24 protein-coding genes, 1 tRNA gene and 2 pseudogenes are annotated in these 25,140 nt (G+C 66.1%); 10 read left to right on the top strand and 17 right to left on the bottom strand.

Translation table 11 applies throughout. From position 1 onward, the window contains the following. Positions 1-84 precede the first annotated feature (84 nt). Positions 85-591, top strand: coding sequence for a hypothetical protein (locus ACFQGD_RS02275; protein ID WP_345406687.1), 507 nt, complete (start codon positions 85-87; stop codon positions 589-591). A gap of 24 nt (positions 592-615) precedes the next feature. On the opposite strand, the gene ACFQGD_RS02270 is transcribed toward ACFQGD_RS02275, so the two are convergent. Together ACFQGD_RS02270 and ACFQGD_RS02265 are read right to left on the bottom strand one after the other, a co-directional pair. Continuing rightward, complete coding sequence (locus tag ACFQGD_RS02270; RefSeq protein WP_345406684.1) at positions 616-1,245, bottom strand: LysE family transporter; 630 nt, start codon at positions 1,243-1,245, stop codon at positions 616-618. Between the two features lie 147 nt (positions 1,246-1,392). Beyond that, a complete protein-coding gene (locus ACFQGD_RS02265) occupies positions 1,393-4,248 on the bottom strand; it encodes an AfsR/SARP family transcriptional regulator (protein WP_345406681.1) in 2,856 nt (951 codons plus the stop codon). A 201-nt stretch (positions 4,249-4,449) separates the two neighbouring features. On the opposite strand from ACFQGD_RS02265, the gene ACFQGD_RS02260 reads away from it, so the two are divergent. Next, entirely contained in the window at positions 4,450-5,547 is a 1,098-nt protein-coding gene (locus ACFQGD_RS02260; RefSeq protein ID WP_345406678.1) for a class I SAM-dependent methyltransferase, read from the top strand. A 55-nt stretch (positions 5,548-5,602) separates the two neighbouring features. Here ACFQGD_RS02260 and mbp1 read toward each other — a convergent pair whose 3' ends face one another. From mbp1 to ACFQGD_RS02210, 10 genes are all read right to left on the bottom strand, one after another. Next, positions 5,603-5,821 (bottom strand): microaggregate-binding protein 1, encoded by a 219-nt coding sequence (gene mbp1, locus ACFQGD_RS02255; RefSeq protein WP_345406675.1) that lies wholly within the window; start codon positions 5,819-5,821, stop codon positions 5,603-5,605. A 204-nt stretch (positions 5,822-6,025) separates the two neighbouring features. After that, positions 6,026-7,420, bottom strand: a complete 1,395-nt coding sequence (locus ACFQGD_RS02250; RefSeq protein WP_345406672.1) for a tannase/feruloyl esterase family alpha/beta hydrolase — start codon at positions 7,418-7,420, stop codon at positions 6,026-6,028. A 15-nt stretch (positions 7,421-7,435) separates the two neighbouring features. After that, positions 7,436-8,470 (bottom strand): branched-chain amino acid ABC transporter permease, encoded by a 1,035-nt coding sequence (locus ACFQGD_RS02245; protein WP_345406669.1) that lies wholly within the window; start codon positions 8,468-8,470, stop codon positions 7,436-7,438. Next, on the bottom strand, positions 8,467-9,342 hold the full coding sequence (locus tag ACFQGD_RS02240; protein WP_345406666.1) for a branched-chain amino acid ABC transporter permease: 876 nt from the start codon (positions 9,340-9,342) through the stop codon (positions 8,467-8,469). The genes ACFQGD_RS02245 and ACFQGD_RS02240 overlap by 4 nt, the downstream gene beginning before the upstream one ends. Before the next feature lie 132 nt (positions 9,343-9,474). Continuing rightward, the gene (locus tag ACFQGD_RS02235) at positions 9,475-10,737 is read right to left on the bottom strand and encodes an ABC transporter substrate-binding protein (protein WP_345406664.1); all 1,263 of its coding nucleotides are present in this window, start codon (positions 10,735-10,737) and stop codon (positions 9,475-9,477) included. A gap of 61 nt (positions 10,738-10,798) precedes the next feature. After that, on the bottom strand, positions 10,799-11,491 hold the full coding sequence (locus tag ACFQGD_RS02230; RefSeq protein WP_345406661.1) for an ABC transporter ATP-binding protein: 693 nt from the start codon (positions 11,489-11,491) through the stop codon (positions 10,799-10,801). Further along, positions 11,484-12,269, bottom strand: a complete 786-nt coding sequence (locus ACFQGD_RS02225; protein ID WP_345406658.1) for an ABC transporter ATP-binding protein — start codon at positions 12,267-12,269, stop codon at positions 11,484-11,486. Before ACFQGD_RS02225 ends, ACFQGD_RS02230 begins: the two co-directional genes overlap by 8 nt. 108 nt (positions 12,270-12,377) lie before the next feature. After that, positions 12,378-14,264, bottom strand: a complete 1,887-nt coding sequence (locus ACFQGD_RS02220) for a helix-turn-helix domain-containing protein (protein ID WP_390221002.1) — start codon at positions 14,262-14,264, stop codon at positions 12,378-12,380. Between the two features lie 50 nt (positions 14,265-14,314). Then, complete coding sequence (locus ACFQGD_RS02215; protein WP_345406652.1) at positions 14,315-15,067, bottom strand: 3-hydroxybutyrate dehydrogenase; 753 nt, start codon at positions 15,065-15,067, stop codon at positions 14,315-14,317. Positions 15,068-15,179: 112 nt separating this feature from the next. Next, positions 15,180-15,632 (bottom strand): winged helix-turn-helix transcriptional regulator, encoded by a 453-nt coding sequence (locus ACFQGD_RS02210; protein ID WP_345406649.1) that lies wholly within the window; start codon positions 15,630-15,632, stop codon positions 15,180-15,182. Positions 15,633-15,717: 85 nt separating this feature from the next. On the opposite strand from ACFQGD_RS02210, the gene ACFQGD_RS02205 reads away from it, so the two are divergent. After that, the gene (locus ACFQGD_RS02205; RefSeq protein WP_345406646.1) at positions 15,718-16,374 is read left to right on the top strand and encodes a DUF899 domain-containing protein; all 657 of its coding nucleotides are present in this window, start codon (positions 15,718-15,720) and stop codon (positions 16,372-16,374) included. Between the two features lie 53 nt (positions 16,375-16,427). On the opposite strand, the gene ACFQGD_RS02200 is transcribed toward ACFQGD_RS02205, so the two are convergent. After that, a complete protein-coding gene (locus ACFQGD_RS02200; RefSeq protein WP_345406643.1) occupies positions 16,428-17,699 on the bottom strand; it encodes an FAD-dependent oxidoreductase in 1,272 nt (423 codons plus the stop codon). A gap of 100 nt (positions 17,700-17,799) precedes the next feature. Here ACFQGD_RS02200 and ACFQGD_RS02195 point away from each other — a divergent pair, with 100 nt between their 5' ends. Next, complete coding sequence (locus tag ACFQGD_RS02195) at positions 17,800-18,639, top strand: helix-turn-helix domain-containing GNAT family N-acetyltransferase (RefSeq protein WP_345406640.1); 840 nt, start codon at positions 17,800-17,802, stop codon at positions 18,637-18,639. On the opposite strand, the gene ACFQGD_RS02190 is transcribed toward ACFQGD_RS02195, so the two are convergent. After that, complete coding sequence (locus tag ACFQGD_RS02190) at positions 18,636-19,328, bottom strand: NAD(P)-dependent oxidoreductase (RefSeq protein WP_345406637.1); 693 nt, start codon at positions 19,326-19,328, stop codon at positions 18,636-18,638. The two genes, ACFQGD_RS02195 and ACFQGD_RS02190, sit on opposite strands and share 4 nt — an antisense overlap. Positions 19,329-19,402: 74 nt before the next feature. Here ACFQGD_RS02190 and ACFQGD_RS02185 point away from each other — a divergent pair, with 74 nt between their 5' ends. Both ACFQGD_RS02185 and ACFQGD_RS02180 read left to right on the top strand, forming a co-directional pair. Then, positions 19,403-20,059, top strand: a complete 657-nt coding sequence (locus ACFQGD_RS02185; protein ID WP_345406634.1) for a TetR/AcrR family transcriptional regulator — start codon at positions 19,403-19,405, stop codon at positions 20,057-20,059. 114 nt (positions 20,060-20,173) lie between these two features. Continuing rightward, positions 20,174-20,249 (top strand) — tRNA-Lys (locus tag ACFQGD_RS02180). 62 nt (positions 20,250-20,311) lie between these two features. Here the strand turns inward: ACFQGD_RS02180 and ACFQGD_RS02175 are convergent. Then, positions 20,312-20,491, bottom strand: a pseudogene (locus ACFQGD_RS02175) (site-specific integrase); the annotation flags it as partial. Between the two features lie 54 nt (positions 20,492-20,545). Here ACFQGD_RS02175 and ACFQGD_RS02170 point away from each other — a divergent pair. Together ACFQGD_RS02170 and ACFQGD_RS02165 are read left to right on the top strand one after the other, a co-directional pair. Then, a complete protein-coding gene (locus ACFQGD_RS02170) occupies positions 20,546-21,337 on the top strand; it encodes a protein phosphatase 2C domain-containing protein (RefSeq protein ID WP_345406628.1) in 792 nt (263 codons plus the stop codon). A gap of 46 nt (positions 21,338-21,383) precedes the next feature. Continuing rightward, positions 21,384-22,242, top strand: a pseudogene (locus tag ACFQGD_RS02165) (IS5 family transposase). 525 nt (positions 22,243-22,767) lie between these two features. Here the strand turns inward: ACFQGD_RS02165 and ACFQGD_RS02160 are convergent. Together ACFQGD_RS02160 and ACFQGD_RS02155 are read right to left on the bottom strand one after the other, a co-directional pair. Then, positions 22,768-23,268, bottom strand: coding sequence for a hypothetical protein (locus tag ACFQGD_RS02160; RefSeq protein WP_345402507.1), 501 nt, complete (start codon positions 23,266-23,268; stop codon positions 22,768-22,770). A 130-nt stretch (positions 23,269-23,398) separates the two neighbouring features. After that, entirely contained in the window at positions 23,399-24,274 is an 876-nt protein-coding gene (locus ACFQGD_RS02155; RefSeq protein WP_345402510.1) for a hypothetical protein, read from the bottom strand. 225 nt (positions 24,275-24,499) lie between these two features. Between ACFQGD_RS02155 and ACFQGD_RS02150 the strand changes: the two genes are divergently transcribed. Next, positions 24,500-24,706, top strand: coding sequence for a hypothetical protein (locus tag ACFQGD_RS02150; protein WP_345402513.1), 207 nt, complete (start codon positions 24,500-24,502; stop codon positions 24,704-24,706). Then, positions 24,663-25,130: a type II toxin-antitoxin system VapC family toxin gene (locus ACFQGD_RS02145; RefSeq protein WP_390183343.1), complete on the top strand. Its 468-nt coding sequence runs from the start codon at positions 24,663-24,665 to the stop codon at positions 25,128-25,130. Before ACFQGD_RS02150 ends, ACFQGD_RS02145 begins: the two co-directional genes overlap by 44 nt. The last annotated feature ends 10 nt before the right edge of the window (positions 25,131-25,140 follow it).

Genomic DNA, 25,140 nt, shown 5'->3' with positions numbered 1-25,140 from the left:
CCCGGACGCCGTGTCCCGCCTTCTCGACGTCGTGTCCCCCGTTCTCGACGTCGTGTCCCGCCTTCGCGGCGTTAGGCTGGGGACGTGAAGATCGCCCCGGTTGCGTGCGTGCGCGGCGTCCGGTTGCTGGCACTATGCGGCGTTGCGGCGTTCGCGCTGTTCGGCTGCGCACAAGTAGCGGAGCCAAGTGAACCGAGCCGTCGTGCCAACGCGCCGACACGCGGACTTCCCATCGCGGACGACGCCGGTTGGCAGTGCCCCGAAGGTCTTGCCGACGTCGGCAGCGTGTCGCCTGGCGGAACGGTCGATCTCGCGGTGGGTGACCGGGCCACGCTTACGGATGGCGCGACGATCGCGATCGAGTGCGAGCACGTCGAGGACACGTGCCCGCCAGGAGAACAGTGCTTCGTCGGGCCGATCACGCACCTCAAGATCGTGCTAACGACCCCGGACGGTCAGCGCGCCGCGGGCGATTTCACCTACCACGCGGGAAGCAAGCAGCACGAGCTCGCCGGGCGCACGGTCAGCCTGCTCCGCGCGGCGGACGCCCCAGGGGAGCCGAAGCGGCACCGCCTTCGCGTCGACGTCTGATCGCGGAACTCGCGGACCCCCGCGTCACCCACCCAGTGCCAGGTGCACCGCGAAGGCGGCGATGAGCGCACTCGACACCAGCGACGTCGCCAGCCGTCCCCTCGACCCGGACAACAGCGAGCCGAGCAGAGCGCCGCCGCCAGCCAACAGGCATTGCCAGCTCGCCGACGCCGCGAACGCCGCGGCTACGAATACCGTCGCGTGCAGTGGCGTCGCCGTCACGGATCCGCTGTGCCCGACGACCAGCGCGGCGAAGTACACCACCGTCGTCGGGTTCACCGAGGTCAGGCCCACGAGCGTCCAGTAAGCCTTCGGCGGCGACGTCATCCGCTCGCCTGGCTCGTCACCCGACTCGGGCACACGGTATTCCCGCAGCGACCGCCACAACACCACGGCGGCCAGCACAGCGAGCACGCCAACCGAGACGGCCCGCAACGGTTCGTCGTAGCGCGCGACAACAGGCGCGAGCGCGGCGCCACCGAGGACCGCGACCAAGGCATACGCGCCGTCCACTGTGGCGACACCGAACGCGGCGGACAGGCCGATCCGCAGGTTCGTGCGTGCGGTGAGCCCGATGAGATACGCGCCGATCGCGCCGACTGGAATGGCGATGGCGTACCCAGCGAGCAGCCCAGCCAGCAGTGCCGTCGTCACAGCGGCACGAGGAACGCGCCTTTCTGGGACGTCGACCGCTGCTGCACGAAGGGACTTCGCACGGGTCGGTCACTCATCGCAGACATGCGCGACAGCGTCCGCGACATCGCGGCGTGAAGCAAACGAATTTTCTCGCGCGGAGCCGCGTCACTCCGCCCGCAGGATCGCTGCCGCGTGCTCCGCCGCGGCGTCCAGGCTCCGCCGTGCGCCGGACGCCCATGCGCGTGCGTAGACGTCGTCACCGAGGCGCTGCCGTACCGCCGCGAGCGCCGTCTCGATTCGCTGCGCCTCAGTGCCGTACGTCCTGGCGTGCGCGGTGCGTTCCAGCGCGGCCGCGAGTTCGACGGCGTGGACGTCGCGACCGGTACGCGCCAGCAGAATCACCAGGTTGCGCAACGTCGTCACGATCAACGTGCGATTGCCAGTGCGTTGCCAGTGCTCGACCGCCTGCCGGAACAACGCCAACGCCTCAGCAGGCTCGCCGCGTCGCCCACTGAGCGCCAACGATGCCGTCAACGCGACGCCGGATACGAACGGGTTCCCGACGTCGGCAGCCACCGACCGTGCCTCGGCGAGCGCGGCCGACGCGCGGTCTGGATCATCGTCCGCGAGCGCCTCGCCCTGCGCGAACAGCGCGAACGCGACGCTGGTCGGGTTCGCGGCACGGTACGCGGCGGCAACGGCATCGGCCGCGACGTCGGCGGCACGGGGATCCCCGCCGTACGCCAGGCTCAACGCGGTATTCGCCCTGCCGAGCGCATATCCAACGGCATCTCCAGCACGTTCTGACACCACGGCGTAGGCCTCATACGCGGGTAGCGCCTCGTCTAACGCGCCGCTGAGCAGTTCGATATCGCCAAGCGCGTTGAGCGCAGCCGCCGCGGCGGGAGCCTCGCCGCCACCGGCCACGTCGATGCCACGCCGGGCCAGCTCCCGCCCCCGCTCGAGCCGACCACCGAACCACGCCGCGTGCGCCGCCGCCGTGTAGGCCTCCGGCAGACGTGGGTGCGACGGCATCTCGCGTACCGCCCACTCGCCCCAGGCGAGAACGTCGGCGCGCAGCCGCCAGTAGCCGAACCACATCAATGCGGCGGTCAGCCGTACCGCGAGATCGGGACGTGCCTCGCTGGCCCATCGCCACGCCGCGCGCAGGTCGCTCAGCCAGCCCTCTACGGCGCGCGCCCACGCGCCCTCGTCGTCGCTGCTCAGGCCGATTTCGGCGCGTTCGGCGAAGTCGGTAAGGAACTCGGCGTGGCGCCGCCGCAGCTCATCTCGCGCACGTTCGGGAAGCCGAGAGGCAGCGTAGTGCCGCAGTGTCTCCAGCATTCGGTACTTGCCGACACCGGATGTCCCCGGTCTCGTCAGCATCGAACGATCAGCGAGCCGGGCGACGAGGTCGGCGACGCGACTCACGGGCAGGTCGGCGTCCGCCACGACGGCCTCGGCCGCGGCGAGATCGAATTCCGAGCGGAACACCGACAGCCGCAGGAAAACCAACTGTTCCGCCTCGGTGAGCAGCTCGTATGACCAGTCGACGACACCCTCGAGGGTGTTGTGCCGCGCCTGGCCTCGTGCACCTCTGAGCAGCTCGAACCGGGCGTCGAGCCGATCGGCGAGGTCGTCAACGGTCAACGTCCCGACGCGCGCGGCGGCCAGTTCGATCGCGAGCGGCAGGCCGTCGAGAGCACGACAGATATCCACGATTCGACGCAGGAGGCGCGGCCGCGCGGAACCATCGACCGTACGGGCGCGGTCGAGAAACAACTGAACGGCGGGTGCGGCGTCTTTCGGCTCGCCGGTCTCCGGCAACCGCAGCGGACCCACGACAAGCACGTGTTCGGCGCCAACGCCGATGGGCTGTCTGCTTGTCGCGAGCAGCCGCACCCCCGACGGCACCGCGAGCGCGTCCTCCACCAGGGACGACGTGCCCACGAGCAGATGCTCACAGTTGTCAAGGACCAGCAGCCCGTCGGCGGTGCGCAGCCAGCCCCGCAGCGCGTCGACGCCGGTGTCACCCGGCCGCACGTCGAGTCCGATCGCGTCGACGACTGTCCGGTGTAGCGCGGTGTCATCGTGCAGCGCGGCGAGGTCCACCCACCAGACGTGGCCCTCGGTCTTGGCCAGTTCCGCCGCGATGCGAGTCTTGCCGACACCGCCCGGTCCGGTCAGCGTGACCACTGTGCCAGGTGCTAGTGCGGCGGCCACGGCGTCGAGTTCATCGTCCCGGCCAAGAAACGACGTCGTGCGTGTTGGCAACCGTGAGCGCTGTTCCTGTTTCGGCGCGAAACTCAACTCGCGGGTGAGCACCTGCCGCTCCAGCATCTGTAGCTCCGACGGCGGATCGAGGCCGAGGTCGTCGCGGATCCGGTCGCGGTACGTGCGGTAGACGGCCAGCGCATCGGCGGTGCGACCCTGCCGGGCAAGCGCCGTGACCAGCAGCGTGACAGCGCGTTCCCGCCACGGTTCCTCGTCGAGGAGCGCCTCAAGCGAGGACACTGCCTCGGAGGTCCGATCACGATCCAGCAGGAGCTCCGCCCGGTGTTCGATGGCGACAAGTCGCAGTTCTTCCAGCCGTTGCGCGTGCCCTCGCGCCAAGTCGTCGGCGAACTCGCCGTACGCGGGACCACGCCAAAGCGCGAGCGCCGCATCGACGTCCGCCAGAGCAGCGCTGTCGTTCACGCACAACGCTTCGAATCGGAGCGCGTCAACGGCGTCGTCGGGCACATCGAGCAGGTAGCCGGGAGGGCGGGTGACCACGTACCGCGCCGCGGGACCGAGGGCCTTGCGCAGCCGGGCGACGTACGTTTGCACCGCGTTGCGGGCGTCGTCCGGCGGCTGCTCACCGAAGACGTCATCGACGAGCCGGTCGAGCGACACGACGGTACCGCGGCGCAGCAGCAACGACGTGAGCACTGCTCGCTGACGTGCCCCGTGCACCGCCACGGGACACCCGCCGACGCGGACCTCGATCGGCCCAAGGACGCCGAACTCCACGTCAGGCACGCGCGACATTGTCCTCCCGGTGCGCCTCGCCCGCGTCCGGTAACGGCGGCAACCTACTCCGCCGAAACGGCTACAAAAACACACTAACCGACATCACGTACAGAACGCGTACACGACGAGAACGTCGGGTGTACGTCGGGAGTGACCGCTGTGCGCGACCGTGCCTTACATCGACAAGCGCCGCACACCAGGAGGTCCGACATGACCGCGCTTACCGATTCGCCCACCGCTACCGACCCGCGCGAGGCGTTCGCGGAACGACTACTCGAAGACGCCACCCGATCGATGGAAACGCTCAGCGTCTACCTCGGCATCAAACTCGGTCTCTACCGCACGCTTGGGGACGCGGACGGCGCTACCGAGCGAGATATCGCCGACCGGGCGGGTATCGCCACGCGTTACGCGAGCGAGTGGTTGTCACAGCAAGCGGCCGCTGGGTACATCGACTGCGACAACCCGGGTGCGGAACCGGAGCTGCGGCGCTATCGGCTGGCCGAACACAGTGCGGAAGTTCTGACCGACCCGGACAGCCCCTTCCATGTCGCACCGTTGACCAGGATGTTCGCTGGCTGCGCCGGGGTGCTGCCGCGGTTGCTAGAGGCGTACCGCACCGGCGGCGGCGTGCCGTACGAGGCGTACGGCGTCGACATTCGCGAGGGCATCGCCGGCGTCAACCGGCCGATGTTCCTGCACGAGCTCGCGGACTGGATCGCGGCTGCACCGACGGTCGAGGCGCGGCTGCGACGTGCGCCATCGGCGAAGGTGCTCGACCTGGGTTGCGGCATCGGCCACTCCAGCATCGCGCTGGCGAAGGCGTTCCCCAGGACCACCGTCGTCGGCGTCGACCTCGATGAGGCATCGGTCGCGCAGGCGCGTGACATCGCGGCCAAGGAGGGGGTGGCCGACCGCGTCACGTTCGTGGTCGGCGATGCCGCCGAGGTTCAGTCGGGGGAATACGACCTGGTGATGATGTTCGAGACGCTGCACGACATGGGGGACCCGGTCGGTGCGCTACGGGCCGCGCGAGCAGCGCTCGCGGACGAGGGCGCCGTGCTGATCGGTGACGAGCGGGTCGGCGACCAACTCACCGCTCCAGCCGACCTCATGGAGCGTTTCCAGTTCGGGTGGAGCGTGCTGCACTGCGTGGCGGCGACACTCGCCGAGGACCCGGTCGAGGTCAGCGGCACCGTCCTGCGCGTGCCGACGGTACTGCGCTGGGCACGGGAAGCGGGCTACACCGACGCCGACGTCCTGGACATCGAGAACGATTTCTGGCGCTTCTACCTGCTGCGGAGCTAGCACATCAATAGGCCCGGCGGTCGAGTGCCGCCGGGCCTATCGTGTCGCGCCGCTACTACTGCCGCCGCTCGTTCTGCTCAGCGGCAGCAGCGTTCTGACGTGCCTGCTCGGCCTGGCTCTCGTGCTCGGCAACCCGCTGCTGGGACTCGCCCTTGTGCTGCTGCGTCCGTCCCTCACGCCGCATCTCGTCGTTGCCGAGCAGCGTGCCTGCCGATTCCTTCAGCCGGCCCTTGACGTCCTCCATGACGCCCTTGATGCCCTGCTGGTTAGCCATCGTGGAAATCCTCCTTCCTGTGATGACACCCATCGGGTTGCCAGCGACGGCGACAACGCAAACCCGGTCACGGCGCACATCACACCGCGCCCATCACTGACGGGTACGCCGAATACGCCGTCGCGAACGCCGAATACAACGTCGTGAGTGCAGAACACAGCGTCGTGAGTGCAGAACACAACGTCCGGAACGGGGGACACGGCGTCAGGAACGGGGGACACGACCCCGGCCGGGGCTGGGGAGGTCGCAGTCGTTCACCGGGTCGTCCTCGACATTGGGGATGACGCCGTTGTGGGCGGGGCGGTCGCGATCCTCCACCCACCGAACCATCGCGTCGAACGCCTCGCGGTAGCAGGGCAACATCGGTCGGAGCCGGTCCGGGTAATTGTCGTACAGCCCGTCGACGTGGTTGCCGTCCTCGACGACGTAATACCGGTGGAGCCGCGACTTACCCGAGCGCCGCACCATGTTCCGGTAGACGTCGGAGTCGGTGCGTATTGGGAGCAGCGCGTCCAGCGTGCCGTGCAGGGTGATCATCGGCTTGCCGATGTCGCCGGTGTTGGACACCCTGCCGACCGCGTCGTGCACGCTCTCCGGTCGGGCGGCGTAGTCGTAGTCAGCGTCGCAGTTCGGAGTTCCCGGCTGGCAGAACGGGATGCCCGCCTCCAGCGCGCCGTCGTAGTCCGGGTCGAACTCCTCCCGATAGATGCGCTGGGTGAGGTCCCAGTAGTAGGAGTAGTGGAAGTCCCACAGGAACTCCGAGCCGGGCTCGAACCCGGCGTCGATCATCGCCTGGTGTGCGTCGGAATCCCCAGCCTTGTAAGCCGGGTAGTTCCGTAACGCGGCGGGCAGGTAGGTGAACAGATTCGGTCCGTCCTCAGTGAACAATGTGCCTTCCCAGTCCACGCCGCCGTCGTACAGCTTCGGGTGGTTCTCCAGCGCCCAGCGGGTAAGGTAACCGCCGTTGGATATGCCGGTCACATACGTCCGATGTGGACGTTGGCCGTAGTACTGCGCCGCGACCCGCTTCGTGGCGAGGGTGAGTTGCGTGACGCGGTAGTGCCACTCAGCCACGGCGTCGCCGGGCCGCGCGCCGTCCTTGTAGAACTCAAGGCCGGTGTTGCCTTTGTCGGTGCTCGCGAAGGCGTAGCCCTTGTCGAGCACCCAGTCGCTGATGATGTAGTCGTTGGCGTACTGCCTGCGCACACCCGGTGCGCCGGTGATGACGACCTTACCGTTCCAGTCCTCCGGCAGTCGGATGACGAACTGCGAGTCGTGCGCCCAGCCGTTGTTGGTGTTGCTGGTGGACTCGTCCGGGAAGTAACCGTCCACCTGCACGCCGGGCACGCCGGTCGGGTTCTCCGTGCCAGACGCATGGAGGCCGGACCAGTCGTCTGGGTTGGTGTGACCGGACGTCGTGGTGCCCGCCGTCGTCAGGTCATCGAGGCACGCCTGTTTCTGTTGCACCGCACCGGGGACATCGATCCGCCCGATGCCCTCACACCCGTCGGCGCCAGCGACTCCGGTGCCGCTCACTGTGATGAGCGGTGCCGCGAGCACGGACACGAACGCTGCCGCCAGCACGATTCTGCCGCCCATGGTTGCTCCCTCCGGTCACCCTTGCCGGGCCGGGGCCGGTTTGGGCTCCGGCTCTTCTTGCCGCGCTTCGTCGTTTCCGTCGTCCTTGGGCGCGTGGGAGCGCACCAGGTGTCGCACTGTTCCCCAAATGCCGCGCCGGAACAGCAGCACGGTGACGACGAAGATCAAACCGGTGACCAGGCCGACCGCGTCGATTCCCGCGGTGGCGAGGTAATCCTCCAGCAGCACGATGATTCCCGCGCCGAGCACCGGCCCCCAGAGCGTGCCCATGCCACCGAGAATGTTCATCACGACGACCTTGCCGGACGTCGTCCAGTACACCTCTTGCAGCGACGCGAACCCGTGACCAACGGCGTAGACGCCGCCCGCGATCCCAGCGAGGAACGCCGACAGCACGAACACTTGCACCTTGTAGCGGTCGACCGGGTAACCAAGCGCCCGCGCCCGCGCTTGGTTCTCCCGGATCGCCACCATCACCCTGCCGAATGGCGAGTGCACCACTCGCCACGCGCCCAAGAGGCCGAGCAGGATCAGCGGCAGCGCAGCGTAGTAGAAATAGAACGAGTCGGACAGGTCGAGCCCGAAGAACTCGCGCGGGATGCCTTGGAGACCGTTCTCACCGCCGGTCACCGAACGCCACTGGTTCGCGATGAAGAAAACAAGCTGTGCGAACGCCAGCGTCACCATGGCGAAGTAGATGCCGGACCGGCGCACGGACAGCATCGCGATAGGCAGCGCGAGCAGTGCGGCGACCAGCGCGCCGCCGAGCACCGCGACCGGGAACGGCATCCCGGTCTCGATCGCGATGATGCCCGTCGCGTACGCCGACGAGCCCCAGAACGCCGCGTGCCCGAACGAGAGCATCCCGGTGTAGCCGAGCAACAGGTCGAGCGCCACCGCGAACAACGCCCAAGCGGTGATGTCCAGCGCGACAGGCGGGTACATCGTCCACGGTAGCCCGAACGCGAGTACCAGCCCGATGACGAGCAGCGCTATCCGCAGCGCCGGGTTCCAGCCGTTGGTGAGCTTGGCAAGCCTGGTCAGGATCATGCGTGGACGCCTTCCTCGCGGCCGAAGAGTCCGGCTGGCCGTAACAGCAGCACCAGTGCCATGAGGATGAACACCAGGCTCTGCGACAGCGCGGGAACGTAGAAATTGCCGAGTGCGGTCAACATGCCGACGATGTAGCCGGCGGCGACCGAGCCAAGCACCGACCCGAGGCCGCCGATGACGACGACAGCGAAGATCACGATGATCAGGTCGGCGCCCATCGAGGAGTTCACCGCGCGCATCGGCGCGGCAAGCACCCCCGCCAGCCCGGCCAGCGCGATGCCGAATCCGAACACCGGCGTGACCCAGCGCCGGACGTCGATGCCGAGCGACCGCGTCAGCTCGGCGCGCTCGGTGGACGCCCGCACGATCATCCCGACACGGGTGCGGGCGAGCACCAGCCACACCAACCCGGACAGCGCGATCGAGAACACGAACACGAACACCTGGTACTTGGGGTAGGTGAACAGCCCGAGGTCGACTGATCCGTCCAGGATGGACGGACGGGCGTATGGCTGGGACGTGACGCCGTACTTCATCCGGATCAGGTCCTGCAGGATCAACGCGATACCGAAGGTCAGCAGGAAGTTGTAAAGCGGATACAGATGCATCAGCCGATGCACGAACAGCCGCTCCAACACCATGCCCAAAACGCCGAGCAGGATCGGCACAACGAGCAGCGCCAACCACCAGCTCAACCCCACGCTGTCGAGCAGTACGAACGCACCGAACGCACCAAGCATGTAGAACGCGCCGTGGGCGAAGTTCACCACGCCGAGCATGCCGAAGATCACCGAGAGGCCAAGCGCGAGCAGCGCGTAGAAGCTGCCGCTCACCAGCCCATTGAACAACTGCTGGAGCAGTCCGCTCACCTGCGTGTCACCTCATCCACGAGTCACTGTGCACCGTCACTGGCCGCCACCGAGGCACATAACTGAGCTACGAGTGCCGTCGGCTAGAGCCGCCGGTGGCCGAGGGGAGCGGCCACCGGCGGCACCCCCGGTTCAGCCCATGTCACAGCCGGAGTCGGCCGGGTCCATGTAGGCCTCGTCGGCCGGAATGGTGTCGACCTTCTCCGTGAAGTCGAAGTCCTCCTCGACGTCCTTTTCTTCCTTCACCCGGGCCAGGTACGCGTCGTGGGTGACGGCGTGATCCTCGGCGCGGAACTCCGCGCTGCGGGCGAAGAAGTCGTCGAAGGTGTGCCCATCCAGCTCCTCGCGGACCGTGTCGGCGTCGTCCGATCCGGCGCGCTGCACCGCTTCGAGGTACTGCGTCGCGGCGGAGTAGTTCGCGGCGTGATCGAATGTCGGACGGGTGCCGGTGCGGTCGGCGAACCGGTCGGCCCACTCGCGGCTGCGCTCATCGAGGTTCCAGAACCACGGCGTCGTGTAGAGCGTCCCTTCGAGCTTGTCGACACCGATCGAGGCGATGTCGGTGTCGAACATCAACCCAACCGCGAGCTCGACGCCTTTGTCCCTAAGGCCGAACTCGTTGTACTGCTTGACGACGTTGACCAAGTCACCGCCCGCCTGCATCGTGCCCATGACGTCCGGCTTCGGCGACAGTGTTGGCGCCTTCGTCATGAACGTCGAGAAGTTGTCGTTCGGGAACGGCGTGGGGTCCGCCTTGACCACCGAGCCACCCGCACCCTCGATCGCGGCGGTGAAACTCTTGTTCATGTCCTGACCGAACGCGTAGTCCGGATAGATGATGTACCAGTTCTCCGCACCCTGCTCGGTCACGGTCTTTCCCGTTCCGTGCGCGAGCATGTAGGTGTTGTAGGCGTAGTGGTACGTGTAGGCGTTGCACTGTTCACCGGTCAGCTCGGTGGTCGCGGCGCCGATGTTGAAGTACATCTTCTTGTTCTGCTGCGCCACGTTCGCCACCGCCAACGCCGCCGACGAGGTCGGGACGTCGAAGATCGCGTCCACGCCGTCACGGTCGTACATCTCCCGCGCGGTTGTGTTGGCGATCTCCGGCTTGTTCTGGTGGTCGGCGTCGGTCACCTCGATGTTCTGGGTGACGGCGTCATCGCCGTGCTCGGCCTTGAAGTCCTCGACAGCCATCTTCACCGCCTCGACGGCGTTCGGGCCAGCCAGCTCGGAGTACACACCGGACAGATCGGTGATCACCCCGAGTTTGATGGCGTCGTCGGTGAGCGCGCCGCCCTCGCTCTGCGGCCCGCCCGCACCGGCGCACCCGGCGATCACGGCGCCCAGCGTGAGGGTGGCGGTGAGCGCACCCACTGTCGTGAGCTTGGTTGCCACGTGAGTTCCTCCCTAGTCGTGAATGGATAGCCTGGTCATTGGTTCTCGGGGAGATGCCTCGTCAAATGCCCAAGTACTCCAGCAGTTCGTGCTCGCGCCGCTCGACTTCCGCGTTGTCTAGCGACTCGACGACACGGCCCTGCGCGATGAGGTAGTGGCGGTCGGCCACCGTCGATGCGAAGTGGACGTTTTGCTCGATCAACAGCACCGTGACGCCGTGCTCCTTGACGGTGCGAATGATCTCGCCGATCTGCCGCACCAGTAGCGGCGCCAGCCCCTCGGTCGGCTCGTCGGCCAGCAGAATGCGGGCACCCATACGCAGCACGCGCGCGATAGCGAGCATCTGCTGTTCCCCGCCGGACAGGTGGGTGCCCGCCTGCCGCCGCCGCTCGGCGAGCACCGGGAATGTCTCGTACACCTTCTCCAGCGGCCAGGCATTCGGGCCGGTCACCGGCGGCAACGTGAGATTCTCCTCCACCGAAAGGCTCGCGTAGATCCCGCGGTCGTCCGGCACGTACCCGAGACCAAGGCGGCAGCGTTTGTGTGGCGGCAGCGTCGCGATGCTCGTTCCGTCGAACTCGATGTCGCCGGTCATGGACCGGTGCAGGCCCATCAGACAACGCAGCAGGGTCGTCTTGCCAGCGCCATTGCGCCCGACCAGCGTCGCGACTTCCCCGGTGTCGACACCGAGCGACACCCCTTGCAGCACCTGCGCCTCGCCGTAGCGCGCGGTCAGCGTGTTGACGTTAAGCAACGGCTTCTCCCAGGTAGGCGGTGATGACGTCCGGGTTCTCGCGGACCTCCTGGTAGCCGCCCTCCGCGAGCACCTTGCCGAACTGCAGCACGGTGACCCGGTCGGCGAGGTCGGCGACGACCTGCATGTTGTGCTCGACGAGCACGATGGTGCGATCGGCGCGCACGCGCTTGATCAGCTCGATGGTGCGCGTGACGTCCTCGACTCCCATGCCCGCGGTCGGCTCATCGAGCAGTAGCAGCCTCGGCGACAGCGCGAGGGCGAGGGCCAGTTCCAGCGCGCGCTTCTGCCCGTAGGCCAGGCTGCCCGCCGGGGCTCCGGACATGCCACCAAGCCCGACCTGATCGAGGAGCCTGCCCGTTTCGGCGGCATACCGGCGCAAGCGCTTGTCGGACCGCCAGAACCGGTACCCCGTGCCGTCGCGACCCTGCAGCGCGAGTTCGACGTGTTCGGCCAGCGTCAGTTCCTCGAAGAGGCTGGCGATCTGGAACGACCGCGCGACGCCGCGCTGCGCGATCTGCTCGGGGCGCATGCCGGTGACGTCGTGCCCCTCGATGGTGATCGTGCCGCTGCTCGGTTTGAGGAAGCCGGTCAGCAGGTTGAACAGCGTCGTCTTGCCCGCCCCGTTCGGCCCGACAAGGGCGTGCACGGTGCCAGGCGCGACGCTGAGGTCGACGTCGCTCACGGCACGGAAACCGCTGAACTCCTTGGACAACCCGCTCGTGCGCAGCACCGGGTCGGTGTCTGTACTGCCCGTCGAGGACGATGTGGCGCTCATCACGGCGATCACATTAGGAATCGCCACCCCAGCGCGACATGGGGCCAAGACACATAAATCGCGAATGGGGTGTGGCTTGAATTCACATGGGGCCGCTCGGCCGTAGGTTCAGCGCTTGCCGTGCCGCAGCTGGTGTAGCCGCAAGGCCAGCTGCAACTCCAGCATCCGCTCGGGCGCCTGCCAATCGTCTCCGATGAGTCGCGAGATGCGGTCCAACCGTTGCGCGACGGTGTTGACGTGGACGTGCAGGGCATCCTTGGTCTTGGCGAGATTCCCGTTGCAGGCGAAGTAGGTTCGCAGCGTGCTGATCAGCTCGGTGCCACGCCGGTCGTCGTAGTCCACAATGGCCCCGAGCTGCGCGTCGACGAACCCGGATACGTCTGGTTGGTCGCTAAGCACGAGACCGACGAAACCGATCTCGGCCGCGCTGGCGCCCTCACCCGTCCGGCCAAGCGTTCGGAGTGCACCAAGACATCGCTGCGCCTCGGCGTAGGTGGATGCCACATTCGCCGCGCCGCGCGCCGGTCCCGCCCCGCCCACGGTGACCTCGGCCGACAGCGTCGGCCCCAGTTCCGACGCGAGCGCGGCCGCCTCCTTGCCGGGTTCCTCGGTGGGAAGCAGCAGGACGATCTTGCCGTCGAAGCTGCCGCCGAGGCCGTACCGTGTGCGGGCGATGTGGTTCGCGGCCAGGATCGCTCGCTGCCGATCCGCGCTGCCGACATCGGCGACGTATACCGAGTAAGGCGCGTCCAGGTCGGCACCGAGACGGTCCGCTCTCGCGGTCAAGGCATCCAGCGCGGCGCGGTCGAGGTCGCTACGTCGCAGCAGGTCGTCCAGCAGCTCGCCACGCACACGGCTCTCCGCCTCAGCGCCGGATCGTCGCGCGAGCAGCAAGAGGGCGGTGACGACGGCGGCGCGCTCGAGGATGCGCTGATCGGCGTCCTCCAGCTCGTGTTTGCCGCTGAGGACCAGCGCGCCGAGGTGTTCGGTGCCCGCGGAGACGGCGGCGACCCAATGCCCGGATTCGCGCACCGACCGTCCACTCGCCCGCGATGCCGCGACCGCGCCCCGCAACGACTGCGGCTCGATCGACTCGGGGTTCGCGACGCTGGCGAGTTCGCGGTCGTGTTCGTCCAGCACGAGCAGTGATCCGCCAATGACCTCGACGGTACTCACGGCCAGCTCGGCGACGCCGCCGCCGGTGAGCACGAGCTGCGCCATTTTGTCGTGGGCGGCCGCCGCGCGTTCCACGGCCTCGCTGTGCTCCTGGAGTAGTCGGTTAGCGCTGTTCAGCTCGTCAAGCGCGACCCTGGTCTCTTCCAGCAGCCGGGCTTGGTCGATGGCGACGGCCGCGTGCGCGGCGAGCGAACCGAGCAACGCGACTTCCTCCCGCGTGAACGGCCGCTCGGCGCGGTTGGCGGCGAACAGCACGCCGATCACCCGCGAGCCGATTTGGAGCGGCACGCCGAGGATCGAGACCAGGCCCTCCTGCTCGACTGCGGAGTCGATGGTGTGGACGTGGCGGAACTGCGGGTCGGACATGTAGTTCGACGTGAAGTACGGCATGCCGGTCTGCGCGACGAGTCCACCGAGCCCCTCGCCAAACGAGAGCCTGAGCTGCTGGAATGCCGCCGACGTCGAGCCGTCCGTGACCCTCATGTAGGTGTCGCCGCGTACGGGGTCGTGCATGGTCAGGTAGGCGATGTCGGTGCCGAGCAGTTGTCGCGCCCTGCGCACGATCGCGTTCAGCACGGAGTCGAGGTCGGACAGGCGCGCAAGGTCGCCAGCGGTCTCGAACAGGGCGGTGAGCTGGCCCTCCCGGCGACGTCTGCTGGCCAGCATCTCGCGAACCTGCAACGCGAGGTGCTTACCTTCCTCGAGTTCTTCGATCACTTCCGGGGGCTCGCCGCGCGCCCGTGCGGCGAGCAGCGGCCCCTCGAACTCGACCGCCGCCGCGTCGCGCGCCAGCAGTCGGAGGAAGTCGTTCCAGAACACGCCCCCGATTGTCGCAGCCGCCATGGCGTTGTGGCCCCTGTTCGCCGTGGTTAGTGGGCGGTCCAGCCGCCGTCCATCCGCATCGACGACCCTGTGATGGACGACGCCGCGTCGGAGCAGAGGTAGGCGACGAACGAGGCCACCTCGTCGGGTTCGATGAGGCGTTTCAGCGCGGCGCGCTCCAGCATGATCCGCTCGATGACCTCGTCTTCGGTGATGCCGTGGGCCTTGGCCTGCGACGCGATCTGGTTCTCCACCAGCGGTGTGCGCACGTAGGCGGGGTTGACGCAGTTCGACGTCACGCCGTGGTCGGCACCCTCAAGCGCGATGACCTTGGACAGCCCTTCGAGGCCGTGCTTGGCGGCGACGTAGGCGGCCTTGTAGGGCGACGCCACCATGCCGTGCACACTGGAGATGTTGACGACGCGGCCCCAGCCGCCGGCATACATGTGGCCGAGCGCGCCACGCACGATGCGAAACGGCGCCTCCAGCATCACCCGCAGGATGTAGGAGAAGCGATCCGGCGGAAACTCCTGGATCGGTGCCACGTGCTGAAGGCCGGCGTTGTTGACCACGATGTCAACGGCGAGGTCCAGGCGGTCGACATCGTTCAGCTGGGAGAGATCGACGACGGACTGCTCGACGTCGACGGTCTTGGCCAGCTCAGCGAGGCCGTCCGCGTCCTGATCGACGGCGACGACCGCCGCCCCCTCTTCGACCAACCGCACCGCACAGGCCCGCCCGATTCCGCTCGCCGCCCCGGTGACCAGGGCCCTCCGGCCCGACAGATCGCCCGCACTCATGGCGGTGAAACTACGACGACAGAGCGTGTCCGCTCCACGTCGGAGGAACCCATACTCACGACGTCGATCATGTATGGCACCCACACCCATGTGGGTTCACCACTGCTCAGGCCTACTCGGCTCCAGGGCCAGGAATGACGTCGACGTCCGTGGCGCGCATCGGCTCGCCACACGACCCGCAGTGCAACTCGACGTGGCTGATCTCGCCACAGGCGTGGTGCCGGTACAGCACAGGCGGACCCGTCTCGCCCGCCAGCCATCGATCGCCCCAACGCACCATCACCAGCAGCAGATCGCATAGCTCCTGCCCCTTGGGCGTGAGCACGTATTCGAAACGCGGCGGGTGCCGCGAGTACTCCTCGCGCACGAGGACGTCGTTCTCCACCAGCCATTTCAGGCGCTCAGCGAGCACTTTGCGGGAGATGCCCAAGGTCTGCCGCAGCTCGTCGAACCGGGTGATGCCGACATAGACGTTGCGCAAGATCAGCGGCGACCACGGCTCACCGATGACGTCCAAAGTGCGGGCGATCGAACACGCCATGTCGCCGAATTTGGTGCGCTGCATGGTAACCATCGTACGGCAGTGGGTTCTCTAAAGGAACTCACTGCACTAGAGTGGGTTCCTTCACGGAACTCACAGGAGGAGTCGCATGAACATGCCCCCCGTCGTCTCCGCGCAAGAGTGGCACGCCGCGCGGGAGAGGCTGCTGAAGAAAGAGAAGGAGATGACCCGCGCCATGGACGCGCTCGCGGCAGAGCGGCGACGCATGCCGATGGTCCGGGTCGACAAGGACTACACATTCGAGGGGCCGGACGGCTCCGCGAGCCTGCTCGACCTGTTCGAGGGGCGACGCCAGCTCATCGTGTACTGCTTCATGTGGCACGACGTCGACAACGTCTGCTCCGGCTGCGCTATGTTCACCGACAACGTCGGCCACCTCGCACCACTACACGCTCGCGACACGTCGTTCGCGCTGGTGTCCCGGGGCCCAATCGGCGACATCCTGCGGGTCAAGGAGCGCATGGGGTGGACGATCCCGTGGTACTCCTCGTTGGGCAACAGCTTCCACGACGACATGGATGCCGGTGACGGCTTTGGCTTGAACGTCTTCCTGCGCGACGGCGACGAGGTGTACCGGACGTACTTCACCACAGGACGCGGCGTCGAACGACTCGGCAGCAGCTGGACGTTCCTCGACCTGACGCCGTTCGGTCGGCAGGAGACGTGGGAAGATTCCCCGGAAGGCTGGCCGCAAACGCCGCCGTACGGATGGTGGCGGCTGCATGACGAGTACGAGCAGGCTTGACCTTGGAGCGTGCTCCCAGGTCTACGGTCGCCGCGACGCCATCCCACATCGCGTCAGCATCCGCCGCCGCTCCCAGCGGTCACCGCCGTCAGCCCGGCCCCGCCACACACGCCGGTCTCCGGCAGCACCAGCTCCACCCGCTCTGCGGACTCCCGGTCACCCGCGAGAGCGGCGGCGATGCTGCGCACCTGCTCGTACCCGGTCAGCGCGAGGAACGTCGGCGCGCGGCCGTAGCTCTTCATGCCAGCCAGGTACACACCCGGCTCCGGGTGGGACAGCTCCCGCTCACCATGTGGATACACCGTGCCACACGAGTGGACGTTCGGGTCGATCAACGGCGCCAGCGCCACCGGTGCCTGCAAGGTCGTATCGAGAGCCAACCGGACCTCCGACAGCCATGACAGGTCTGGCCGGAACCCAGTCAGCGCGAGGACCTCATCGACATCCGCAACGCGTTGTCCCTCAGTGGACACCAAGGCGAGCCGGTCGCCGGGTTCGACGCGCTCGGTGCGGAATCCGGTGACGACATCTATCCGTCCGGAGAGGACGGCGGCCTCGGCTCGCTGGCCGAGTGCACCGCGCGCCGGAAGTTGATCCGCGTCGCCACCGCCGAAGGTTTCCCCGATGCGTCCGCGCCGCAGCAGCCACGTGATCCGGGTGTCCGGATGCTCCTGAACGAGTTCGTCCAGCACGACCAACGCGCTCAACGCTGAGTGCCCACTGCCGGCGACGACGACATGCTTGCCCGCGTACCGCACGCGGGCGTCCAATTCGGACAGATCAGGGAACCGATACGTGATCCGATCCGCCGCTTCACGCTCACCAGGCGCGGGCAAGCCGTCGCCACCGAGCGGGTTCGGCGTGCCCCACGTGCCGGACGCGTCGATCACCGTGCGAGCGTGCACCACCGCCACACCCGAGCCGCCACGGACGTGCACGGTCAGCGGCTCGACGTCCCGTCCGGCGTCCACCACCCGGTCGCGACCCCGCCGAGCCACGCCAACGACCTCCGCGCCGAAGCGCACCCGATCGCCCAATGCGTCGGCCAGCGGCCGGAGGTACCGCTGGACCCACTCCGCGCCGGTGGGGTAAGCGTCGTCGTCGGGCTGCTGCCGCCCCCGCGACTCAAGCAACCGCCGCGCTGCCGGGTCAATGAGCTCCGGCCACCGCGAGAACAACCGCACGTGGCCCCACTGCGCCACCGCCGCGCCCGCCTGTCCGTCGCGCTCAAGCACCAGCGGGTCGACGCCCCTTTCCACCAGTTCGGCAGCAGCCGCGAGCCCCACCGGTCCCGCACCGACAACCACCACAGGCAATCCGTCCACCACGACTCCCTCTATCGATTGAAATCGATCAAATCGACAACGACTATATCGACGCTGATCGATAGATGCAACCATCGATACCAATCGATACACTGACGCCATGCCGATCGCCGCACCGCAAGCACAAGTCCTGCCGAAGACCGACGCGGACACCTACGCCGAGTGGTTCGCCTGCCTCGCCGAACCGGTGCGCGTGCGCCTGCTTCACGCGGTCGCTACAAGCCCCAAGGGCATCACGGTCGGTGCGCTCACCGAGATCCTCGGCACGAGCCAGTCGACGTGCTCGTTTCACCTGCGCAAGCTGGCCGAGGTCGGGTTCGTACGTACTCACAAGAGCGGCACGGCAACGATCGTCACGATCAACGAGGCGTGCTGCACCGGCCTGCCACACGCGGCCGACGCTGTCATGGGACTGCTCGGGCCGCGACCGTGCTGCCCAGACGACCTGCCAGCGGACGTCACGGTGCGAGCACTCGAAGCGAACGACTGGCCCGCCGTCCGACGTATCTACGCCGAAGGCATCGAGACTGGCATCGCCACGTTCGAGATATCCGTGCCCAGCAAGGCCAGCCTGGACGCGAAGTGGCTGCCGGGCCATCGCTGGGTGGCGGAACTGGACGGCGAGGTCGTCGGCTGGGTGTCGGCCAGCCCGGTGTCACCGCGCGAGTGCTACGAAGGCGTGGCCGAGACCACCGTCTACGTTGCCGGGGGCCACCAGGGTCGCGGGATCGGCAAGGCGTTGCTGCACAAGCACGTGACCGAGGCGGACGCCGCCGGGCTCTGGACGTTGCAGAGTTCGATCTTCACCGAGAACCGAGGCAGCATCGCGCTGCACCACAGCGCTGGTTATCGGACCGTCGGTGTCCGGGAACGGATCGCCCAACGCGACGGCGTCTGGCATGACACGGTCCTGCTGGAACGTCGTTCGCCGGTGAACTAGGCATGCGCGAGCGCTGACGGCGTCTGGCACCCAACGATCGCCGGCGCTTCCTGCACGAGGTCGTCGTTGGTGATGGCCTCGACCATGAATAGCGCGTAGTCGACGCGGCGGGTGCGGTTACTGGCGAGGATCGGATCGCCGACGTGGCGGCTCCACACCGGCAACCCCTCGCTCGGCCCTTCCTCCAAGTCGCTGCCGCGCACAACGGTCCAGCGGGTGTCGCTGGCGAAGATGCGGTTACACGCTTCGACCTGGTCGTTCAGGTCGACGACACGGATCAGCGGCGCGAGCGCGGCCAGGATCTTGACGAGCGCCTTGAGCTTCCAGGAGTAGACGTCCTTGCCATCGCGCGTGATGTGCCAGCCGCAGGAGAAGATCAGCCGCGCGCCGCGTGGCGCGAAGTCGAGCACCGCCTGCGCCGTTCCGGACGAGTATTGCCGCATGCCCCACGGGACCAGCACCGTCAGCACGGCGTCGCAGTCAGCTACCGCGCGGCGGATGACGTCCCGGTTGTTGGTGTCACCCGGGACGATGGTGATGCGGTCCTTAACGTCGTCCAGCTTGTAGACGCTCTTTTCCCGGCAGACGCCGACGACCTCGTAGCCCTTGCCCAGCGCGTGCCGCACCATGTAGCGCCCGAGCTTGCCGGACGCTCCGACGATGCACACCTTCAGCTGATCCGATCCCATGACGGTCCTCCCATTCTGACCTTACGATGTAAGGTAACCTTATACTGTAAGGCAGTCAAGATCGAAGGGAACCGATGACCGAGGAACCTCGTGTCCCGTTGAGCAGGGAGCGAGTACTGCGCGCCGCCGTCGAACTCGCCGACGAGGCGGGCGTCGCGGCGCTCACGATGCGCAAGCTCGCCAGTCGGCTCGACGTCGAAGCGATGTCGCTGTACCACCACGTCGCGAACAAAAGCGACGTCCTTGACGGCATGGTCGACGTCGTGTTTGACGAGATCGAACTGCCGAGCTCCGACGTCGATTGGCAGACCGCGATGCGGCAGCGGGCGGTCGCCATGCGCGACGCGCTCAACCGGCACCCATGGGCGATCGGACTGATGGAGTCGCGAAAGAACCCCGGCCACGCGACCCTGCGCCATCACAACGCGGTGCTCGGGTGCCTTCGGCGTGCCGGGTTCTCCGTCGAGATGACGGCGCACGCCTACTCCGTGCTGGACAGCTACATCTACGGCTTCGCGATGCAGGAGCAGCAGCTACCGTTCAACAGCCCCGAGGAGCTGGAGGCACTGGCCGACACGATCATGCGGCAGGTGTCGGCGGAGACGCATCCGCACTTCGTCGAGATGGCGACGGAGTACGCCCTGCAGCCCGGGTACTCCTACGCCAACGAGTTCGAGTTCGGGCTGGACCTCATCCTGGACGGTCTGGAACGAGCGACGACGCGGGAGTGAGCGGCCCTGGACGCCGCCACGCGGGCGACTCGTGCGGTAACTTGTCGATCATGCAGTCCATGCCCCCGGGACCGTGCATGACACATCAACCGGGAAGGTAGGCTGCACCCTGCAGGGCCGTTAGCTCAATTGGCAGAGCTGCGGACTTTTAATCCGTAGGTTCTGGGTTCGAGTCCCAGGCGGCCCACCAAACACCCAGGTCGGCAGCGTACAGAGACCGAGCGTCAAGATCAGCTCCACAGAAAACCCTCACTAAACGCCGTCCGACCGATTATCGGGCAGCCCTTCCAAGGCCACCGCCGTCGCGGGATCGACCACCTTCCGAGCGAGGTAGACGTCCTGGGTCATTGACGGCTTGGAGTGCCCAAGCTGATCAGCGATCACCCGCGCACTCAGCCCCGCCTCATCGAGCACGGTAGCTGCCGTCTTGCGGACTGACCATCACCGGCAGCGAGCTTGCCGCCGGTCCCTACGTTTGGTGATCACATGCGAGTCGCGACCGCGCAACTTCCCGACCTCGACAACAGCGACGACCGAATCTTCACCACCGCCAACGCGGTGATCGTGCTCGACGGCGCGTCCGCGTTCGTCCCGGTGCCGATACCCGCAGCCGCCTACGCCGACACTCTCGGCCGGGAGGTCCAGCAGCGACTCACCGACGAGCCCGCCGCCGAGCTGGCCAACACCCTCGCCGACGCGATCGCCGCCACGGCCACCGCGCTCGACCTCACCCCCGGTGAGTCGCCCTCCGCCACCGTCGCCATCGCCCGCGTGCGCGCAGGCCACGTCGACGTACTGATGCTGGGCGACACCCAGGTGGTCCTGCCCGACCAAATCATCCGCGACGACCGGTTGGGCGCACTGGGCTTCGCGGCGTCACGGAAGTACCGCGACCGGCTTGCCAGCGGCACCGGCTACGACGACGAACACCGCGACCTGCTGCGCGAACTTCAGACCGAACAAGCCAAGCATCGCAACCGCGACGGCGGCTACTGGATCGCCGAAGCCACACCAGACGCCGCATACCACGCCATCACGACCCGGCGGCCTACCGACGAGGTGCCCTGGCTAGTGCTCGCCACCGACGGGGCCTACACACCCATGCAACACCTTGGACTTGACGACTGGCCCCATGTGGCCGCAGCCACATCGCGAGACCTCGGAGCCGTGCTGGCCCGCTGTCACCAGTGGGAAGCCGACGACGATCCGAACGGCCGCGCGCTACCTCGCGCCAAACGCCACGACGACAAGAGCCTCGCCGCAATCAGCGGCGTCTAGGGCGTGTCTCCCGAATATCGGCCGGTGGTTCGCTGATGATCGGTGAATGATCAGAACTGGTGTGATCACGGACGAGTTGTGGGAGTCGATCGAGCCGGTGTTGCCGTCTGATGTTGGGCGGCGTGGTGCGCGCTGGCGTGATCACCGTCAGGTGCTGGAAGCGATCGCGTGGCGCTTTCGCACCGGATCGCCGTGGCGTGATGTGCCCGCTGAGTTCGGCCCCTGGCAGACCTTGTGGAAGCGGCATCGCCGCTGGTCAAGCGACGGCACGTACGAGCGGATCTTCGAGCATGTGCTGTCCGACCACGCCGATACGGGCAAGCTGGACTGGTTGCTGTCGGTGGACTCCACCGTCGTGCGGGCGCACCAGCATGCCGCCGGCGCGCCCTCCGCGGACCACACAGGGGGCCAGGTCGAATGACAAGATTTCCGAGCCGGACGACCACGCGATCGGTCGTTCGCGCGGCGGATTGACCACCAAGGTCCACGCCCTGGTCACCTCCGGTGTCCGCCCGGTGGCCATGCTGCTGTCCGCCGGGCAAGCCGGGGACAATCCGCGCCTGGCGCCGTTGCTCGAGGCCCTGGCCGCGACCGGGCACCGGCCGGATCGCCTGCTGGCGGACAAGGCCTACTCACACCCGTCGACTCGCCGCGAACTGCGGCGGCGACGCCTCCGGCACACCATCCCCGAGCGCTCCGACCAGGCCAAACGCCGTAAGGACAAGGGGTCCGCCGGTGGTCGGCCACCGGGTTTCGACCCCGAGCTCTACAAGCAGCGCAACACCGTCGAGCGCGGTTTCGGCCGGTTCAAGCAGTGGCGCGGAATCGCGACCCGCTACGACAAGTACGCGCGGACCTACTTCGGCGGCGTACTCCTCGCCGCCACCGTCATGCTCGCCCGATGAATCGGGAGACACGCTCTAGCCACTCGAACCGAGCCCGTCCACTCCGTCAAGAGTTGGATGAACCGTCGCCGGGTGTCCGCGTCCGCCTGCCGCAGCGAGGCATCTAGCGCCGCTTGGTTCACCTGACGAGGACGGGCTGGCGCCGTCGCGCGCTCCCAGAAAGACACCGCACGCGCGGTCACACCCAAGTGCGCGGCGAACTCCCGCACCGTAATCCGCCGAACCATCCGCAACGCCCGAATCTCGGTCCGACCCCAGTCGGGCACCATCACCTTTGGCCCGTCCATCCGGCTACCTCCCGTGACGCCGCTGTCGCCACACCACCAGGAGCCTCACCAACCACCAGCGCAACCAACTAGCGCGGCCACTAGCCAGGAGCTTCCCGTGATCGCAGCGGTCGACATAGACGTAACGAGGTCGGCCAGTTGAAGGTGAGGTAAATGGTGTGACCAGCTCGTCATAATTGGAAGGTGTATCCGCTCGTTTGCTACATATTTCGTACCGTAATTCGTCAGCTCAAGCGTTTCACGCAACCATTTTTTTCTCATCTTTTCGGTCGCCGCTAGGCGTGTCAGCAACAACTACACCTACCGAGCGTGTTCCCGCATCCTCGTCGTCAGATGCTTCCAAACTGAGTGATACACGTTCATACACGAATTCCAGAAGACGCCTTTTGGCTTCATCTTCGTCCCACCACGTGACAGCATCCAAATCTAGTGCCGCATAAACGGACCTTATCTGACAAATTCTTGCACCCTGGAGAATCTTCTCGTAGAGCGATACGCGGGCGGGCGTATTCTCTCTAGCTCGCATCCAAGAGTCATTTGGAGACGGACTCCACTTGATTTCAGATGAAGTTGGAACCCCGTAGCGTACGCGCAACATCTTTACGTAATCGCCAAACACCTTAAGAGATTCAGGAGGAACTATTACCGCGCCAAGCGCTGCAACACGTCCAAGCTCTTTCCTTGTTCGCCGTGACTGCATGCTGTCATCGAGGAATATCATGTGCAGTCGAGGTGTCATTGGCCGACTCTTGTTGGCAGGTACCATCGCTTCTTGTCTCCACTCGAAGCTTCGTCTGAACTGTTAATTCGGCCAGATCGCTAGTAATATAAAAAGCGTAATTTCATTACCATCTCCGAGGGATAATTTCCTAATCTTGTTCAGTAATCGGCGGCGCAAGTTTGTCGACCTCACTGCCAACAATGACGTTACCGTCCAGGATTTGAACATCCTGCTCGATGCGCTGCTCGATGTAATTTATTATCACTGAGTTGGCAACAGGTTGCGGTGATTCTGCAGCGCCAGAAGCAATCGCTAAGCCCACGGTGACCGCGTTGGCTGCCAGGTTGAGCTGCAGATCTAGCTCCTTTAGAAATGAAATGAAAGATCGAGCTATGCGGAATTCGATTAGAGTTGATAGATAGCTTGGTTTTCTGACCAGTGTTCCAACTATTTCATCGGCAAGGGGCTCGAATTCTGATGCGCTGCGCATTTCAGCATCATTAAGAGCATCGCGAACCGTATCTAACGTCGAAAGTGTCCAGGTTCGGACTTCCGGTGGCAAATCTTGAGCCGCTCTCACATCTGCTGTCAATGTAGAAAGTTGATCGATCAGTGAACGCCGAGTCTCCTCTTTTAGAGCAGGTTGAGGGCAGCGGGCGTGCAGCCTGTTTGCACACATTTCAAGACAGTACTCACCGGCAGGAGACAGTGAGTCAAGAAACCTGCCCATGTTAAATGATTGAAGTTGAAGGAACTTTGCAAGCGTTCCTTCAACTTCGCCGAAATGCTTCAGGAGTGAAGTAGGATTCTCGTCTTCAAAAGATTCTATTTTCTGCCGTGTGTCCCATGCCAACTGGCCAAGTCGGGCGGCACCTCGCAGAAGCTGCCAAGCATTACCATTTTCTATTTCAACATTCAATATCTCCGCCCAACCATCGCGTGCAGGAGTCTCGGGGTCGAGGGTCCGAGCCAGAGAAAGCACATGACTCAATCGCCCAGCCGGGTTGTCCATCGGCACGGTCACTTGGATCACTCCAATCGTTGGTCTTTGATGGAGGTCGCAAGCAGGACTCATGCAGTTACTGTGCGTGCGCTAGCAAAGTGCCGACGACTCGGAAGCGCGTCGTAGTACCTGCACCGCTCACAGCATCGGTGTACGCACCGTCGGTCTGGTACCCAAGCTGAGAACGGCTGACGACACTCCTGACGACACCGACGACGACACCGTGTCTGGCTGTAAACTGATCGCATGAGCGCTGAGCGTGACGAGCTGCTACGCCTGGTGGAGGAACTGCCGGAAGAGGAAGTGCCCCAGGCGTTAGCGGACGTGCGCCGTCACCTCCGTCCTGTTCGGGAGCGGCCGTGGCCACCTGCGTGGTTCGGAAGCATCGAGGGGGACGGCACTGCGGTCGGTGCCCGGAGCGAGGAACTGCTACGCGAGGGATTCGGCCAGTAGCGTGATCATTTGCGACACCGGTCCGTTGGTTGCTGCTGCGATTGCCACCGACCCCGATCATCACCGTTGCGTCGAGCTGTTCACCGGTCTCCACCTGGCCAACCGTCCGATCGTCGTACCTGCCCCGATCGTGGCCGAAGTCGGGTACCTGCTGGAGCGCTACGGCGGGCCACGAGCCGAGTCCGGGTTCCTTCGGTCCTTGTCGGAGGACGACTTCGTGTCGATGGAGTTGACCAAGGCTGATTACGCACGGATGGCCGACCTTGTTGACCAGTACGCCGACTTCCCGCTAGGGACGAGCGATGCATCCGTCGTCGCGCTTGCCGAACGACTGGACGAACCCGAGGTCGCGACACTCGACCTTCGGCACTTCTCCGTCGTCCGGCCGAAGCACGTACGTGCCCTGACGCTGCTTCCTGATTAGCCAAAAAATC

The sequence above is a fragment of the Haloechinothrix salitolerans genome (assembly GCF_042662605.1).
In the GTDB taxonomy this organism is placed as follows: Bacteria; Actinomycetota; Actinomycetes; order Mycobacteriales; family Pseudonocardiaceae; genus Haloechinothrix_A; species Haloechinothrix_A salitolerans.
Note: the sequence above shows the minus strand (reverse complement) of the source record. Positions and strands in the feature narration are given on the sequence as shown.